Source organism: Mesorhizobium tamadayense (assembly GCF_003863365.1).
GTDB classification, from domain to species: domain Bacteria; phylum Pseudomonadota; class Alphaproteobacteria; order Rhizobiales; family Rhizobiaceae; genus Mesorhizobium; species Mesorhizobium tamadayense.
Genome location: NZ_RQXT01000090.1, coordinates 1 through 16,496, shown reverse-complemented (window position 1 = coordinate 16,496; position 16,496 = coordinate 1). Strand labels below are relative to the sequence as shown.

Here is a 16,496-nt window from a genome sequence, read left to right as displayed (position 1 = left end):
CCGCAGAAGGCCGCCGCCCAAATTCATAGCCACCGCGGCCTTGGCCGTATGGATACCTCGTATCCTGTCCGGCGCCATGCTGACCATCGCTCAGCGGTCCGAATGATGCCGCATCGCCGCCCCCTCTGCGGCCGTGCTTTCTCGGCCATTGCATGGGCACAACCTTTGCTTTCTGGGTTTTCACGAATGAGTCCCGAGCAACAGGAGTCCGCTGCCGTTAATTCTCCTTACTGGGCGCGCTCGGCTTACGGTTCGATGGCGTCCACGAAGGGCGAGTGTGACATTGACACCGCGCCATTTGCCGTAATTAGCACCTGCTGCTCCAGCTTGACACCTTCCTTGGCGCCCACCTCGCCGATAAAACTCTCGACGCAGACCACCATATTCTCCTCGAACATCGCGTCATAGCCCCAGTCCTTCCAGTCGGTGGTATAGACCACTGTAGGATACTCGTCGACGAAACCGGCGCCGTGGATCATGAACATGTAGCGATTTGGTACGTAAGCCTCCGGCACCGGCCAGCAGCGCTCCGAGAAATCGCGGAAAGATAGGCCGGGCTTGATCAACTCGATATTGGTGAGCACTTGTTCCTGAGCGATCTCATATAGCTTCCTTTGTTCCGGAGTCGGCTTGCGGCCGGGACATATCCAGCTTCGGGAGATGTCGGCGAGGTAACCGAAGGGCCCCACCATGTCCGTATCGAAGCCAACCATGTCGCCGGCGTTAATGACCCTGCTGCCGCTCTCTTGGAACCAAGGGTTGGTGCGTTCGCCCGAGCAGAGCAAGCGGCATTCGATCCACTCGCCGTTATGGGCAATGTTGGTCTCGTGCAGGATGCTCCAAAGCTGGTTTTCGGTAATACCCGGCCGGAGCGCTCGGCGCATGCGATCTACGGCGATGTCGCAGACATCCATCGAGAGTTGCATGCACTTGATCTCCTCCGACGTCTTGATCATGCGCGCCTGCTCCAGCGGCTCTTGGGCGTCGAATAGGCAGATGCCGGCGTCGATGAGGAGTTGGGCCCCCCAAGGTTCGCAGCGGTCCACCGCAAGCCGGCGGTTAGAGCGACCGTGTTCCTTCATCAGGCCAATTACGTCGGCAGCCCAAAGCACTGTCTTCTCCCGCACTCGTGGACCTGCCATGAAGTAGAACCAGGACATCGACCGGCGCAGTTCATCCACCGTCTCTAAGTCCCGGCTGAGATGTAAGGTGGTGCCGAACTCGAAAAGCACCACAGGGCCGTCGGTTGCCACAAAGACATATCGGCCGGGCGCGTGCATTGTCCACACCGACATGTTCCGCGAACCCGTGGCGTAGCGGATGTTCATTGGATCGGAGAGGAGGGCACCGGCGTAATCACGCCTTGCGAGTTCGGCACGCAGGCGGGCGAGACGGTCCCGGCACATCTGCCGCTCGTCGATCTCTGCGCTGCGGGCATTGATGTCGAGGCCGAGCGGCATAGGTGCCACCAGCGCGGGGTCGCCTGGGTGAGGTGAGCGCTCTTGCGCCATCTCCAGAATGCGGCTCATGGGAGTCCTTCCCTTAAATGATGAGAGGCGCAGGGCACGGCGGGCCGGCCGTCCGGGGGCACATCAGCATCCCTGATATCTGCATGCGCGCGACGCACCGGGTGGCGGGATTGTCAGCTTACTTCCCGTCGCGGCGTGGATAGGCGGCGCTTTCATGCGGGTAGACGGCAGTTCGCCCCGACGCACGGACGGACAGCGACCCTCGCGCCCATGTTGCGATACGGCATGGCCGGAGATTTGCCGCGGGCCAAGAGAGCGCAAAAGTCAAACTCAGCTCGATTCCTGCATCTCTTGTAGTATCGCTTCTGTCAGATTGCGTTCCGCCCTTGATGGCACGCTACTGCGACTTCGTAAGACGTGACATACCTGCGGGAGGCGGGGGAGATCACATTCGAGCTCTTCAAGCCCTTCGGTCAAGTTGCGGCGACTGAGAAGCCCTATGCCAAAGCCGTTGCGGATTCCCGCCTGAACCCCCTCCTTGCTGGGGCACTCCAGAACAACGTTCAGGGATCGTCCCGTGTCAACCAAGCGACCTACGGCTGCCAGTCTGTAGAAACAATTTTTATCGAAGGACACGAATGGAATTGACCGGTCGAGTGCGGTTGGATGATCGGACGCTCCTACCCAGAGCAGATCTTCTCGCCACAGTTCGATGTCGTTTGGCTCTTTGTCGTCAACGAACACCTGCAGAATTGCAAGATCGACCTCCGAGGTCGTCAGCCAGAACTTAAGCACTAGACTTTGAGCGACCCGGGCACTGAGCGAGACGTTTGGGTGTATTCGTCCAAATCGGCCGAGCACCGTCGCGAGCTTCTTGCTGGTCGCATCCTCGGTCGCCCCCAATCTAATTTTTCCTGCCAGATCTGACGAACGAAAATGCTGTGCGGCCTCATCATGAAGGGAGATTATGCGCTCGGCATAATGGAGCAATCCCTGACCGTCCGAAGTCGGGAGAAAGCCGCTTCCACTTTTCATAAGGATCGGTCGCCCGACGCGCTCTTCCAGCCGAGCTAACTTATGGCTGACTGCGGATTGCGTGAGATTCAATTGCTTCGCGGCGCGCGTGATGCCCCCGTATTCGAGAACCGTCTTAAAGGTCCGAAGAGATTCGATATCCAATCGCATGGTCAACTCTATGACAGAAATTTCGGGTATCGCTTAAACCATGATATTTTTGTCATGTCTAGCATGAAATCCTAGAACCGATGCGCGACCCGAGTTTTTTGAAGGCACCTAGTCAGCAGGCGGGGGCAATGGTGACCACAGAATGACAATCTGTCATGTTTTGATGAAAACATGTCAGTTCTAAATTTCGCAGAGCCGTGTAGGTTTGCCGTTATTCCAACCACATTCAAGGGTGCCTCTATGAGCCTGCGTGACCGTAAAATCCTCACTTTCGACGTCGTTGGCACGCTCATCGACTTCGAGGCCGGTTTGATCAACTACTTCCGTCCGATCGTGGAAGGGGCTGGGCTGAACATCGACGATGCGACCATCCTCTCGAGCTTTGCTGCCGCCGAGGACAAACAGCATCATCTGACGCCTGGCATCCCGTTCACGAACATGTTGCCCGATATCTATCGCACTGTGGCAACACAACTCGGCCTGCCTGCCTCGGAAAAGCATGTTGCAGGTCTGCGGCTTTCGATGGAGTTCTGGCCGGCGTTTCCAGATTCGATCGCGGCGATGAAGGAACTCGGCAAGCGTTTCCGTCTCGTGGCAGTCACCAATGCGGATAATTGGGCGCTGGCGCATTTCTCACGGACGCTCGAAGAGCCCTTCGATGACAAGGTGACTGCCGAAGATGTCGAAGTGTGCAAGCCCGATCCGCAAGTCTTCTCTTACGTGCGCGGACGCAACAGTGAAAATGGCTACCGCTTGAAAGACTATTTGCACGTCGCACAGAGCCAGTTCCACGACATTGGCGTCGCGAAGCGCCTCGGATACCAGGTTTGCTGGATCGAGCGCCGTCAAGGTCAGGAAGGTTTTGGCGGCTCGCCATCTGTCTCCGAAAAGACGGCTCCGGACTATCACTTTGCGACGCTTGCTCAGCTTGTCCAGGCGGTCGAGAGCGGCAAGTAAACAGACTTTCGCCCTATGGCCAGGATCCACATCGTGTATCCCGGCCATTTTCTAAATGCGCAAATCAGCCGTTACTCCCCTACCGCCGGCGGCTCGATCTAGTTGCGGCTTCCATCTTGGGGAGACGCTACCCAAAGGTATCGGACCAATGAAGCTCCCTACACAAGCACGCACAGTCATCGTTGGCGGCGGTATTATTGGCGCCAGTATCGCTTATCACCTTACCAAGCTGGGGTGGAGCGATGTAGTCCTGCTGGAGCGCGGCCAGTTGACGAGTGGGACGACCTGGCACGCTGCTGGCCTGGTCAACCAGCTACGCACCACCCACACGATGACCGATCTATGCCGGTACGGCGCTACTCTTTTCAGTTCCCTGAAGGAGGAAACCGGTCAGGAAACTGGATTTCGCCGTACCGGCAGCCTTCCTGTCGCGCGCACGCCCGAACGGTTGACCGAAATCGCGCGTTTGATCTCGCTCGGCAAAACGTTTGGCGTCGAAGCCCATATGTTGTCGCCGGCAGAAATCAAGGAGCTGCACCCCCTCGTCGACATCAGCCAGGTCATTGGCGGCGCCTTCATCCCAGGCGACGGCTCAACGAACCCAATTGATACTACTCAAGCCCTTGTAAAAGGCGCGCGGAGCCGTGGCGCCAAGGTCCTGGAAGGAATTACGGTAACAGGCTTTGGCGTCGAGGAAGGCACGATAAGGTCCGTCGTAACCGATCACGGCGCGATTGCCTGCGACGTTGCCGTCCTTTGCGCCGGAGCCTGGAGTCGTGACATTGGCAAGCTTGCAGGCGTCAATGTCCCACTTTACGCCGCCGAACATATGTATGTTATGACTGAGGCTCACAAGGACATTCGGTCCAATCTCCCCGTCCTTCGGGACACGGACGGCTATATCTATATCAAGGAGGATGCAGGCAAGCTTCTCATCGGTTCATTCGAGCCGAAAGCGAAGTCGCTGCCAATGTCCAAGCTTCCGGGCAACTTCCAGTTCGGAGAGCTCGGCGAGGACTGGGACCATTTCGAACAGCCGATGGCCAACGCCATGCAACTCGTTCCGCTCATCGAGCAGCTCGGCGTGCGTCACTTCCTCAACGGTCCCGAGAGCTTCACGCCGGACAATAAGTTCATCCTGGGCGAAGCCCCGAACGTCCGAAAGCTCTATGTGGCATCAGGCTTCAATTCGCAGGGTATTTTGAGCTCCGCAGGGGTCGGCAAAGCCATGTCGGAATGGATCGTGGAAGGCGAACCGACCATGGATCTTGCCGAGCTCGACATTGCCCGCTTCAACAATTTCGAAATCAACGAGCGTTTCCTGCATGAGCGGATTTCGGAAAGCCTCGGCCTACTTTACGCCATGCACTGGCCGCACAGACAGTTCGAAACGGCAAGAGGGATTCGCGAAACGCCGCTTTATTCCCGGCTGAAGGAAAAGGGAGCCGTATTCGGCACTTCCGCCGGGTGGGAGCGCGCCAACTGGTATGCCCGCGATGGCGTCAACCCGGTATACGAATATTCTTTCGAGCGCCAGAACTGGTTCGAGTGCGTCCGCGCCGAACACGATGCCACTCGCAATAGCGTCGCGCTGTTCGACATGTCCACCTTCGGAAAAACCTTCATTGAAGGTCCTGATGCTGAAGCTGAACTGCAGCGAATTTGTGCAAACAACATGGCCGTCGCGGAAGGCAAAGTTGTCTATACCCAAATGCTGAACAGCCGCGGCGGTATTGTGGCCGACGTTACATTCACCCGCCTGTCCGAAACCCGCTACATGATGGTGACCGCAGCCGCCACCCAGCCGCAGGATATGAATTGGGTTAGGCGAAATCTACGGCCTGAATCCCGCGTTGTCATGACGGACGTGACGTCCGGATTTGCCGTTCTGTCCATCATGGGACCGAGGTCTCGCGAACTGATGCAGAAGGTTTCGCCCGCTGATTTTTCGAACGAGGCCTTCCCGTTCGGCACGGCCAGGGAAATCGAAGTCGGGTACGCCACGGCGCTTGCCCAGCGGATGACCTTTGTCGGCGAGCTTGGCTGGGAACTCTACATACCGACCGAGTTTGTCGGGCAGATTTTCGATCTGCTGGTCAAGGAAGGAGAGCCGCTCGGGCTTCAGCTGGCCGGCTATCATGCTCTCGACTCGCTGCGTAGCGAAAAGGGCTACCGCCATTTCGGCAACGACATCACACCTGGTGACACTCCCCTCGAGGCTGGTCTTCAATTCGCGGTGTCATTCAAGAAAGACGCGGACTTCATTGGGCGGGCGGCCCTCGAGCGGCAGAAGGCAGAGGGGCTCACGAAAAAGCAGGCCTTCTTCCGCTTGAAGGATGCCGGTCCGATCCTCCTTCACGACGAGCCGATCTGGCGCGACGGCAGCATCGTCGGCAGAACCACCTCTGGTGCCTACGGCTACACCGTCGGCAGCTCGGTCGCCATGGGCTACTTGCCCGTACCGTCGGAGAACTGGGCCGAGTGGCTTGCCACCGGCAAGTTCGAAATCGAGCTTGCTGGTGTCCGCTGCGCCGCCCAAGCGTCGCCTCGCCCATTCTACGATCCCGAGAACAGCCGCATCAAGATCTAACGCGAAAGGGCGATTCCCGATCATGAAGCGCATGATTCTTACCGTGACCTGCACGTCCGCTCGCGGCATTGTAGCCGCGATTTCGGGCTATCTGGCAGACTTGGGCTGCAACATCATCGACAGCTCGCAGTTCGATGATCTCGACACCGGCAAGTTCTTCATGCGCGTATCCTTCGTCTCAGAGATGGGAACGTCAGAAGTCGAGATCGAACAGCATTTTGGCGAGGTCGCTGCGAAGTTCGGCATGGATTGGACGCTCCACGATTCAGAAAGGCGCATGAAGGTGCTTTTGATGGTGTCGCGCTTCGGCCATTGTCTCAACGACCTGCTTTACCGCTGGAAGATCGGCGCCTTGCCGATCGATATCGTCGGCGTCATCTCCAACCACTTCGACTATCAAAAAGTCGTGGTCAACCACGATATTCCTTTCCACCACATCAAGGTGACGAAGGAAAACAAACTGCAAGCCGAGGCCCGTATCATGGATTTGGTGGAGCAGACCGGCACGGAACTGATCGTCCTGGCCCGATACATGCAGGTTCTATCCGACGACATGTGCAGAAAAATGTCCGGCAAGATCATCAACATCCACCACTCGTTCCTACCGAGCTTCAAGGGGGCCAACCCCTACAAGCAGGCTTACGAGCGTGGCGTGAAGCTGATCGGCGCAACAGCGCACTATGTGACAGCCGACCTTGACGAGGGTCCAATCATCGAACAGGACACGGCGCGCGTCACCCATGCCCAAAGCGCCGACGACTACGTCGCAATCGGCCGCGACGCGGAAAGCCAAGTCCTCGCCCGGGCCGTCCACGCTCATATCCATCATCGCACCTTCGTCAATGGAAACCGCACTGTGGTCTTTCCGGCAAGCCAAGGCAGCTATGCATCCGAGAAGATGGGGTAACGGGTCATCGCCGAGGTCATGTACGGCAAAGACCTCGGCGCCTTGCTTTGAAGCGTTTTGGCGTCCGACACTGACGGCATCGCTCGTTCGTCCAGCGCGTTGGGTCGCCGTCGACAGTACACCACGGAACCTTGCAACTTTGGATCGATGTCGCTTCGGCGCGCAAACTCAATTTTCACCGCAAGCAGGTTATTCCGTGCACGCAAAGTCTGCTGAAATGATTTGCGCGCAGGCAAATCACATATCCGTGGAGTTGGTATGAAAAATCGTTCTGTCCATAAGGAACGTGAGCTCTCGGACTATTTCGCAAGGCCGTATCTGCCGGCAACAGATCCAGTCGCCTTCGACGACATCGAAAAGGCGGCAGACCGGGTTCTGGAGGAAACCGGGATTCGGTTCCAGGATGATCCTGAAACAATAGATCAGCTAAGACAGATCGGTGCTATCGTCGATGGCGACATCGTGCGCCTCGAAGGTGCGGTACTTCGCCGGATCATTCGAGAAAATGCGCCGTCCAGCTTCCGGTTGAGAGCTCGGAACCCTGATCGCGATACAATCATAGGCGGTTCCGGACCTGCCGTTTTCGCTCCCATCTACGGCGCGCCGGATGTACTTCTGGAGAGCGGGGAGCGGGTCAAGGGCGGGCGTGACATCTATCGCCGGCTCGTCTCGATCGCTCATGAAAGCGCCGGTCTCACCAATACGGGACACATGGTCTGCGTCATGGATGATGTGTCCGAGCCTGGCCGTCCCCTGGAAATGCTGCTCGCACACCTGACATGCTCCGACAAACCTTTCATGGGCAGTATCGCTTCCCCTGAGATTGCGACGGAGTACATCGACCTCACGGCGGCGGCGCTCCGGCGGCCGCCGCAAACAGGCGCCTGCAATCTGCTTCACCTGGTTAACTGCACTCCACCTCTGACCTACTGGGAAAATCCGTTGAAATGCCTCCGCAGCATCGCCCTGGCTGGCGAAGCTACGATGATCTCTTCCTATATGATGATGGGTGCAACGAGTCCCGCCACGATCGCCGGCTCGCTTGTTCAGGGTTACGCGGAGGTTCTGGCGGGACTGGCGCTGACGCAGCTTTGGCAACCAGGCGCGCCTGTCGTGATGGGAATTCTCGGCTGGCCGTTCGACATGAGGAGCATGCAGCCGAACTTCGGAGACCCCGCCTCACAGTTGGTTCAGCTATACTCATCCGAACTCGCCCGACGGCTTGGAATCCCGTCGCGCGGTGATGGGGCCGTCACCTCTGCCAAAGTGGACGACGCACAGGCCGGAGGCGAGGGCGCGCGCGTGCTGGCAGCATCGGTAGCGTCCGGGGCGGGCTTCATTCTCCATAGCGCGGGCTGGTTGGAACAGGGCCGCTGCGTGTCGGTCGGTAAGTTTCATCGTGACGCCACGGCAATCGCCGAGACATATTTGCGAACTTCAGTCGAATCTGAGCCGCCCTCTGCGTTGGATGTTGCTATCGAAGCCGAAATCCGAGAGCGATTGCTCAAAATACCGAAGATCGCCTGACTTCGGTATCCGGTCTCAACATCGGAGGATATGCTGCAGCTGTGACTGCCACAGCACCCTACGTTCTGATGCCCCTCAGCCGCTCTGTGCGGCGGCGCAACAATTCTACCGTCACCAGCATGACAACTGCCAGAGCGATCAGCACGGCGGCTGCCGCCGTGATGGTAGGGCTAATCATTTCGCGAATACCGCTGAACATCTGGCGCGGCAGTGTGCGCTGGTCCGAGCTACCGATGAAAAGAACGCAGATTACTTCATCCCAAGAGGTGACGAAGGCGAAGAGGGCACCGGAAATGACGCCAGGCGCGATGAGCGGCAAAATCACCCTGCGGAACACGAGGGCCGGCGATCCGCCGAGGCTCGCTCCGGCGCGGGTCAGCGACTGGTCGAAGCCGGTCAGGGTCGCCGTGACGGTGATCACGACAAAGGGGGTCGCAAGCAGGGTATGGGCCAGAATGACGCCGGCATAGGTGTTGTTCAGGATCAAGAGAGGTTGCGACGTGACCATTAACGGATTGGCATAGAAGAAGAAGAGCGCCGCCGCCGTAATGACCACGGGGACGATCATCGGCGAAATCAGCACCGCCATGACCGCGGCCCGCGCCGGAAAATTTGGTCGGGATAATCCCAGTGCCGCCAGCGTGCCAAGGGATGTCGCTAGAATGGTGCTGAAAAACGCGATGATGACGCTGTTCTTGACGGCCGTTGTCCAGCGATCGTTGAAAAAGAAGTCTTCATACCAACGCAGCGACCAATCGTCCTTCGGAAAGGAGAGGAATGGCGTCGGGTTGAAACTGATCGGCAGGACGATCAGGATCGGCGAGATCAGGAAAAGCAGGACCAGGCCGCAAAAGGCGAAGAAGAATAGTCGCCAGGCGCGCTCCGACGCAGAGGCATAGGCTGGTAGGCCGAGCTGCGGAAGATAGGCCATGGCAAATTATCCCAGCTTCATCTTGTCGATGCCGACCAAGCGATTATAGGCCCAGTAGAGCACGAGGGTTATGATAAGAAGCGTGGCACCCAAGGCTGACGCCTGGCCGAAATTGATGATGTTGTTCATGTAGTAGGATACGTAGTTGCTGACCATCTGATCGCGCGGTCCGCCGACGAGAGCCGGCGTGATGTAGTAGCCCAAGCTGAGAATAAAAGTCAGGAGGCACCCGGCAGCTATCCCGGGCACCGTTTGCGGGAAATAGACGCGCCAGAAGGCGAGGAAAGGCCCGGCGCCGAGCGAGCGCGCCGCGCGCACATGGCTTGGCGGGATTGTCTTCATGACGCTATAGATCGGCAGCAGCGTAAAGGGCAGCTGGATATGCGTCATGGCGAGAATGGTGGCGAAGCGTGTGAATATCATGTCGAAGCGGCTGCCGATCAACAACTGGGCGAGATCGTTCAGCGGGCCTTCGTTCCTGAGCAACACAAACCAAGCGGTGGTGCGTACCAAGAGCGAAGTCCAGAATGGCAGCATCACGAAAATCATCAGGACGTTGGCCCGGCTCGCCGGTTGCGTGGCCAGCAAGTACGCGACCGGAAAGCCGAGGACCAGGGTGAGGCCGGTGACCAGACCGGCAATCCAGAACGTGCGCCCGTAGACATCAAGGAACACAGCCTGGTTCGCGGGCACCTGCTCGATACCGCTGGCGCCTTGACGAAGGTCAACCGCGGATAGCCAGTAATATGCAGTATATTTGCCCGAGGCGCCTTGAATAACGCGCCATAATTTTGGATTTCCCCAAGCCGCATCCGTTGACAGGAAGGTCTCCCGATAGGGGCCTGTCTCCATCGCAGCCACTTTTCGAGTGATCGTCTTGAATTTGGACTGGGCACCCGGAAATTCATAGTTAATCCGCTTGGCAATTTCACCTGCGAGCCGCTGTTCCCCGGCGATCTTGAGATCGGCAGCCAGGGCTGCAAAGGCGGCTTCGTCCGGCAGGTCCTGACCGCTCCAACTCGCCAATGCCTCACGCGTTCGGTCCAGGCGACCGAACGTCTCCTCGTTCTCAACGCTTTTGAGCGTCATGACGAGGAGTGGTGACAGGAAGGTGATCACGACGAACAGGAAGAGTGGCAATACCAGGCCTACGGCCTTCAGCTTCCGTTTCCGCTCAGCGCGGGCCAGCTTAATTTTAAGCGGAACGCCATCAACGGCTTGTATGAACGCTGCCTCTGCTAGGGACATTCGTCGGGATCGCCTTGTTTGAACGCAAGCAAGCGCCGGACACACCCTGTCCGGCGCTGCGCGGTTTCGCTTTACTGTGCCAGCCAGGCGTTGAAGCGCTTGGTCAGATCCTCATTGTTGTCCGCCCAAAACTGAAGGTCGGTCGTAACGGCCGTTTTCATGTTTTCCGGATAGGTGGGCAACGTCGGCGCGATCTTGGGATCCACCATCGCGATGGCTTCGACACGAGTGGGCGCGTAGGCGATGTATTTCGATTGCTGCGACATGTTTTTTGGATCGCTGGCGAACTTGATGAAGTCGTAGGCACCCTCAACGTGTTTGCTGTCGGCGGGAATCGCCCAGTAGTCCCAATCGAACTCCTGGCGGTCCCAAACGATCTTAAAGTTCTTGCCCTCCTTTATCGCATTCCCGATACGACCGTTGAAGGCGCTGGTCATGACGACCTGGCCATTGGCCAATAGTTCGGGTGGCTGCGCGCCGGCTTCCCACCAAACGATATCGCTCTTGATGGTGTCCAGCTTCTTGAACGCGCGATCGACGCCTTCCGGCGTGGCCAGAAGCTTGTAGACATCGCCGGCGGGAACCCCGTCTGCCAGCAGAGCCCATTCCAGGTTTCCGAACGGCTTCTTCAGAAGCGCTCGCTTGCCGGGATACTTCTTGGTGTCGAAAAGATCCTCCAGGACCGATGGCTGATTGTCTTTGTAGACATCAGCGTTGAACGCGAAAATCGTCGAGTATGCGATAGTGCCAACAGCACAATCCAACGCCGTACCCGGCAAGAATTTCGACGTATCGGCGATCTTTGAATAGTCGAGCTTCTCGAACAGGCCTTCGTCGCAGCCGGAGAGGGCATGCGCTGAATCGACGTCGATCACATCCCACGTGACGTTGCCAGCTTCCTTCATGGCCTTCAGCTTGCCAAGCTCGGCATCGTATTCTTCTTCCGTTATCTTGACGCCCGTTTGCTTCATGTACGGCTCGTAGTAAGCCTTCCTTTGGCTGTCCGAATAGGCCCCGCCCCACGAGACGATCGTCAAAGGCTCCGCTGCTTTCGCAGAATGGACGCCGAATACGCAAGCCGCCGCGGCGGAAGCGACCAGAGCCTTGATCAGCAGTTCACTTTTCATTTGAATCCCCTTTGGTTTCGGTTTGAATTGGCCGGTTCAGTCGGCCTCCTGTTTTTTTGTTCCGCCTCTTGATGGGCGTTTGTCCGTCGAGAAGACGGTCGATGTGGCCTACCTCTCGATTGATTTTCTCTGCCGTCAGCTCCAGTCGAGAGCCCGGCAATCCTCAGGTTTCCAACCGATCCGAATGGGCGATCCAGGTGCCAGGTCTGGCACACCTTCGGCGTTGGGGAGTTTGATAACGAAATCGTCTGTTCCGAGAACCGAAACCCGTGCGCGGGTGTGGTCGCCCAAGTAGATCAGTTCTTCAACCTGGGCATCGAACTGATTGGTGAATACGCCATCGGTCGGATTGATGCGCACTCGCTCAGGCCGAAGGGAGAGTGTCGTCTTATTCCCCGGCCCGTTGGCTCTGATCGGCACTGCCCGAACGTCACCATGCCCATTGACATTGACGATGCATTCCTTGCCGTTCTGCGAAGAAACGACGCCCCTCAGTTTGTTGCTTTCACCGATGAACTGAGCGACGAAAGCATTCTCGGGCCTTTCGTAGAGATCCGTCGGAGTCGCCAACTGCTGAACGACACCGTCATTGAAGACAGCCACCCGATCCGACATGGTGAGAGCTTCGGACTGATCGTGCGTGACGTAGACGACTGTGACGTCAAGTTTCTGGTGGATATGCTTGATCTCAATCTGCATGTGCTCTCGCAGTTGCTTGTCGAGCGCACCTAGCGGTTCGTCCATCAGGATCAGCTTCGGATCGAATACGAGCGCGCGAGCCAAGGCGACGCGCTGCTGCTGCCCGCCGGAAAGCTGAGCTGGTCGTCGCTTGCGCATCTGCGAGAGCTGCACCATTTCAAGTGCGCGCTCGACTTTCTGCTCGATATCAGCCCTTGGCATCCGCCGCACTTGGAGCGGAAACGCAAGGTTCTCCTCGACCGTCATATGTGGGAAAAGGGCATAGTTCTGGAAAACCATGCCGATATCACGCTTGTGCGGGGCCATGTCATTGATGCGGCGCCCGTCAAGCTCGATGCGCCCCTGGGTGGGCACCTCGAAGCCGGCGAGCATCATTAGAGAGGTTGTCTTGCCGGAACCCGACGGCCCCAACAGTGTCAGGAACTCGCCATGGCGTATCGAGAGATTGAGGTTTTTTACGACGAGGGTCTCACCGTCATAGGTTTTCTGAATGTCGATGAATTCTACAAAATCCCCGGGCTTGCCCGCGAGACCACGTCTATTTCCTGGCCGCTCCGACGTCGACATCCTTGGGCTCTTCCCTCCGGCGACGGTTGATCCGTCGCTATTATCTCGTTGGCACGCGTGAGATCGAACTGCGGTGTCTCTCTTGCGTGATCGGGTGAGCTGAACGGTAGGGCTGGAGGGGCGGCATCTTCTGCCGATGTGATCCCGCTGAACGGTGGCACCTACCGTTAACGCAGCTCGATTCTTGCAGCTCTGCCGGCTGTCGTTGACACGCGCCGACAAGGCGACAATCTGCAGCCCGCGCCCCGCCTGGCCGCTACTGCGTCATTCGCTCTCGCAGCCAAAGCCATTTTCTCTAAGCTACGCTACGACCTTGCCGGGATTCATGACGCCCTTTGGATCCAGCGCGGTCTTCAAGATCCTCATCACGCGCAGTTTTCCCAGTGCGCCATGTCGCTCGAGCAAGTCCATTTTCACGCGACCTAGGCCGTACTCGGCGCTGAACGTCCCCTCCATGTCAGCCGTGAGTTGATAGATCAGAGGGGAGATTTCACGCGTGAGGCGGTTCTTGAATTCAACCTTGTCGGAGAGAGCGGGGGGGACCAGATTGAAGTGAACGTTCCCGTCACCCACATGGCCGTAAATCGATGGGATGGCGCCTGGCGCATTTCGTTCGACAATTCTCGACGCCTCTACGATGAAGGCCGCCAGCTGCGATGTCCGCACGGCGATATCGTGCTTTACAGATCCGCCGTGATGAACTTCCGCCTCGGGTATGCTTTCCCGCAAATGCCATAATTCCGCGCGCTGTTGACCGCTCGCGGCGATGGTCCCATCCATGATCAGGCCCTGTTCGAAGAGTTCGCCAAAGAGCCTCGTGATGCTTTCCTCAAGGTCGAGGACAGGTGAGACCGTGGTCGCTTCGAGCAAGACGTAGTGCTGGCTTTTTTCCTGCAAGGGATGCCGAAGGACGTCCTTGGCGTCGAGGAGCAATCGTAGCGAGGCATCAGAGATGTACTCGAATGAAGTGATCGATTCGCCGGTCTGAATCTGTGCGGCGTCGAGAATTCTTGCGAGAGTGGATATATCCTTGAGTGCCAGAAAAGCCGTGACTGTCTGCCGTGGCTTGCGTGCGAGCTTGAGTGATACAGCTGTGATGATCCCCAGCGTGCCCTCGGCGCCGATGAATAGCTGCTTGACGTCATAGCCGGAATTGTTCTTCCGCAAAGGGCTTAGCTCACTATAGAGACTTCCATCGGGGAGCACGACTTCCAGACCAAGGACCAAGTCTCGGGCCATGCCGTATCGCAATACGGAAATCCCGCCTGCATTGGTTGAAACATTGCCGCCAATTCGGCACGACTGCTGGGAACCTAGCGCCAGCGGAAGCAACAATCCTGCATCGGAAACAGCTTGCTGAAGGTCGCTGAGGATGATGCCGGCGTCTGCAGAAGCCGACAGGTTCGCGGGATCCAGATCCCGCACAGTGTTCATTCTTTCGAGACTGACGACAAGCTCGTCGCCCTTATCGCTCGGGGTGGCCGCGGTGCAATAGCTGGTATTGCCGCCTTGCGGGACAAGCGGGACATGGCGTTGGGCGCAAGCGCGAACGATGTGCTGGACATCCGCCGTATTTCGGGGCCTCAGAACGGCGGTGGTGCGGCCGGTATAGTGCCGGCGGAAGTCCGTCGTGTAGGCGGATATGATATCCTGATCGCGGGTGACGATCTCCTGCGGCAGTTGAGCGAGCACCTCATCGATGCGGTCCATAGCGTGGTTTTTCATCGGCAGTGTCCATTCGATGCCAAATGGCATCCAACCAGAAGACGTTGTCGCCTGAATCTCTGGCCAGATATCTCGCGGCTTAGAGGTCTTTGAAATCCAGAGCCAAGGCGAGGGTCTTGTCGAGCCTCTCGATCAGCAGGTCGACCTCGCTTTCGGTGATGCAAAGTGGTGGAGCAAATCCAATGGTATCATCGCCGAAGGCGCGGAAGATCAGACCGTTCTTGTAGCCGGCGTCGAACAGGCGCGCACCGACCCGCGCTTCCTTCGCGGGTTTGCGTTTTGTTTCCTTGTCGGCAACGAGTTCGATAGCGCCCAGCAGGCCGATAGAGCGCACGTCGCCGACCAGCGGGTGATCGCGAAGCTCTGCTAACCGCCGCCCAAAATACGCGCCGACCCGTTGGCCATTTTCAATCAGGCCGCCTTCCTGATACAGCCGCATGACCTCGAGCCCGACGGCAGCGCTCACTGGATGGCCGGAATACGTCAGACCGTGGCCAAACGCGGACCCATCGACCGTCCCGTCAGCGATGACCTCATATACGCGATTGGACACGATGGCGGCGCCCATCGGGACATAGCCAGAAGTCAGACCCTTTGCGATGGTCATAAAGTCCGGTTCAATGCCTTCATGCTCGCAGGCGAACATCGGCCCGGTGCGGCCAAAGCCCGTAATCACTTCATCAATGATGAAAAGAATTCCCAGCTCGCGACAAGCCGCCTGCATAGCCGTGAGGTAGCCTGTCGGTGGCACAATCACGCCGCCGGAGCCTTGGACCGGCTCACAGATGAACGCGGCGACATTGTCTTGGCCGATCTCGCGAACCTTATTTTTCAGGGCTTGCACCGAGGCCGCAATGATTGCTGCCGGGTCTTCTCCAGCGGCATTGCGATATGGATAGGGTGATGGGATGTAGTGTTGCCAAGAGCGTGGCAGATCGAACTTTTCGTGGAAGACCGGGAGTGCCGTGAGGCCGGCGCCGTTTGAACTCGACCCATGATAGCCGCGTTCGAGACTTATGAATTGCTTCTTAAGCGTCATGCCGCGCACGTTGTTGTAATAGCGCACCATTCTCACCACGGTATCGACGGCGTCCGAACCGCCCAGGGTAAAGAACACACGGTTCAGATCTCCCGGAGTGATTTCCGCAAGCTTCGCGGCAAGCCTGATTGCCGGCTCGCTTCCAAAGTGAAAGTAACCCGTTGCGTAGGGCAGCCGACGCATCTGCTCCATCGCGACCTCGATGATGCTCTCGTGCCCATAGCCGGCGTTTACGCACCAAAGGCCTGCAAAGCCATCAAGCAGCGTGTGGCCGGACGCATCGGTAACGAAGCAACCCTTCGCGGATTGCAATATGGTGACGCCACGCTGCTCGTGGGCGCGAAGGGAGGTGACAGGATGAATGAGATGAGCACGATCGTCTTCAACCAGGTGGTTCGACAACATTTTCGTTACCTCTTGAATCGGTTAGCGATTATGCTGGCGATGCACCTCCGAATTGTCGCTGGGGTTCTGGGATCTGAAACCATGCTTTATGCCATAAAAGGCAATAAGGAAGCATATTGT

General features: G+C 57.8%; 12 protein-coding genes. 4 read left to right on the top strand and 8 right to left on the bottom strand.

Annotation, left to right across the window (positions count from 1 at the left end):
• Positions 1-245 precede the first annotated feature (245 nt).
• Positions 246-1,529, bottom strand: coding sequence for a M24 family metallopeptidase (locus tag EH240_RS35370; protein ID WP_125006988.1), 1,284 nt, complete (start codon positions 1,527-1,529; stop codon positions 246-248).
• A 270-nt stretch (positions 1,530-1,799) separates the two neighbouring features.
• Positions 1,800-2,654, bottom strand: a complete 855-nt coding sequence (locus tag EH240_RS35365; RefSeq protein ID WP_125006987.1) for a LysR family transcriptional regulator — start codon at positions 2,652-2,654, stop codon at positions 1,800-1,802.
• Between the two features lie 240 nt (positions 2,655-2,894).
• Between EH240_RS35365 and EH240_RS35360 the strand changes: the two genes are divergently transcribed.
• The 4 genes from EH240_RS35360 (at position 2,895) to EH240_RS35345 (ending at position 8,635) form a co-directional block, all read left to right on the top strand.
• Positions 2,895-3,611, top strand: a complete 717-nt coding sequence (locus EH240_RS35360) for an HAD-IA family hydrolase (RefSeq protein ID WP_125006986.1) — start codon at positions 2,895-2,897, stop codon at positions 3,609-3,611.
• Positions 3,612-3,759: 148 nt separating this feature from the next.
• Positions 3,760-6,201, top strand: coding sequence for a GcvT family protein (locus tag EH240_RS35355; protein WP_125006985.1), 2,442 nt, complete (start codon positions 3,760-3,762; stop codon positions 6,199-6,201).
• 22 nt (positions 6,202-6,223) lie between these two features.
• The gene (gene purU, locus EH240_RS35350; protein ID WP_125006984.1) at positions 6,224-7,108 is read left to right on the top strand and encodes a formyltetrahydrofolate deformylase; all 885 of its coding nucleotides are present in this window, start codon (positions 6,224-6,226) and stop codon (positions 7,106-7,108) included.
• Between the two features lie 258 nt (positions 7,109-7,366).
• Entirely contained in the window at positions 7,367-8,635 is a 1,269-nt protein-coding gene (locus EH240_RS35345) for a trimethylamine methyltransferase family protein (protein ID WP_125006983.1), read from the top strand.
• Positions 8,636-8,693: 58 nt separating this feature from the next.
• Here EH240_RS35345 and EH240_RS35340 read toward each other — a convergent pair whose 3' ends face one another.
• The 6 genes from EH240_RS35340 to EH240_RS35315 form a co-directional block, all read right to left on the bottom strand.
• The gene (locus EH240_RS35340; protein WP_125006982.1) at positions 8,694-9,566 is read right to left on the bottom strand and encodes an ABC transporter permease; all 873 of its coding nucleotides are present in this window, start codon (positions 9,564-9,566) and stop codon (positions 8,694-8,696) included.
• Between the two features lie 6 nt (positions 9,567-9,572).
• The gene (locus EH240_RS35335; protein WP_125006981.1) at positions 9,573-10,814 is read right to left on the bottom strand and encodes an ABC transporter permease; all 1,242 of its coding nucleotides are present in this window, start codon (positions 10,812-10,814) and stop codon (positions 9,573-9,575) included.
• 71 nt (positions 10,815-10,885) lie between these two features.
• Positions 10,886-11,941, bottom strand: coding sequence for an ABC transporter substrate-binding protein (locus EH240_RS35330; RefSeq protein ID WP_206075378.1), 1,056 nt, complete (start codon positions 11,939-11,941; stop codon positions 10,886-10,888).
• A gap of 135 nt (positions 11,942-12,076) precedes the next feature.
• Positions 12,077-13,207, bottom strand: coding sequence for an ABC transporter ATP-binding protein (locus EH240_RS35325; protein WP_125006979.1), 1,131 nt, complete (start codon positions 13,205-13,207; stop codon positions 12,077-12,079).
• A gap of 300 nt (positions 13,208-13,507) precedes the next feature.
• Positions 13,508-14,917 carry an FAD-binding oxidoreductase gene (locus tag EH240_RS35320; protein ID WP_125006989.1) on the bottom strand — a complete coding sequence of 470 codons (1,410 nt, stop codon included), beginning with the start codon at positions 14,915-14,917 and terminating at the stop codon, positions 13,508-13,510.
• A 94-nt stretch (positions 14,918-15,011) separates the two neighbouring features.
• The gene (locus tag EH240_RS35315; protein WP_125006978.1) at positions 15,012-16,376 is read right to left on the bottom strand and encodes an aminotransferase class III-fold pyridoxal phosphate-dependent enzyme; all 1,365 of its coding nucleotides are present in this window, start codon (positions 16,374-16,376) and stop codon (positions 15,012-15,014) included.
• Positions 16,377-16,496 lie beyond the last annotated feature (120 nt).

Bases quoted from the DNA above. Each gene is read 5' to 3' on its own strand.
- EH240_RS35355 (WP_125006985.1), top strand. From the start codon at position 3,760: ATGAAGCTCCCTACACAAGCACGCACAGTCATCGTTGGCGGCGGTATT.
- EH240_RS35315 (WP_125006978.1), bottom strand. From the start codon at position 16,376: ATGTTGTCGAACCACCTGGTTGAAGACGATCGTGCTCATCTCATTCAT.
- EH240_RS35345 (WP_125006983.1), top strand. From the start codon at position 7,367: ATGAAAAATCGTTCTGTCCATAAGGAACGTGAGCTCTCGGACTATTTC.
- EH240_RS35325 (WP_125006979.1), bottom strand. From the start codon at position 13,207: ATGTCGACGTCGGAGCGGCCAGGAAATAGACGTGGTCTCGCGGGCAAG.
- EH240_RS35360 (WP_125006986.1), top strand. From the start codon at position 2,895: ATGAGCCTGCGTGACCGTAAAATCCTCACTTTCGACGTCGTTGGCACG.
- purU (WP_125006984.1), top strand. From the start codon at position 6,224: ATGAAGCGCATGATTCTTACCGTGACCTGCACGTCCGCTCGCGGCATT.
- EH240_RS35365 (WP_125006987.1), bottom strand. From the start codon at position 2,654: ATGCGATTGGATATCGAATCTCTTCGGACCTTTAAGACGGTTCTCGAA.
- EH240_RS35330 (WP_206075378.1), bottom strand. From the start codon at position 11,941: ATGAAAAGTGAACTGCTGATCAAGGCTCTGGTCGCTTCCGCCGCGGCG.
- EH240_RS35335 (WP_125006981.1), bottom strand. From the start codon at position 10,814: ATGTCCCTAGCAGAGGCAGCGTTCATACAAGCCGTTGATGGCGTTCCG.
- EH240_RS35320 (WP_125006989.1), bottom strand. From the start codon at position 14,917: ATGGACCGCATCGATGAGGTGCTCGCTCAACTGCCGCAGGAGATCGTC.
- EH240_RS35340 (WP_125006982.1), bottom strand. From the start codon at position 9,566: ATGGCCTATCTTCCGCAGCTCGGCCTACCAGCCTATGCCTCTGCGTCG.
- EH240_RS35370 (WP_125006988.1), bottom strand. From the start codon at position 1,529: ATGAGCCGCATTCTGGAGATGGCGCAAGAGCGCTCACCTCACCCAGGC.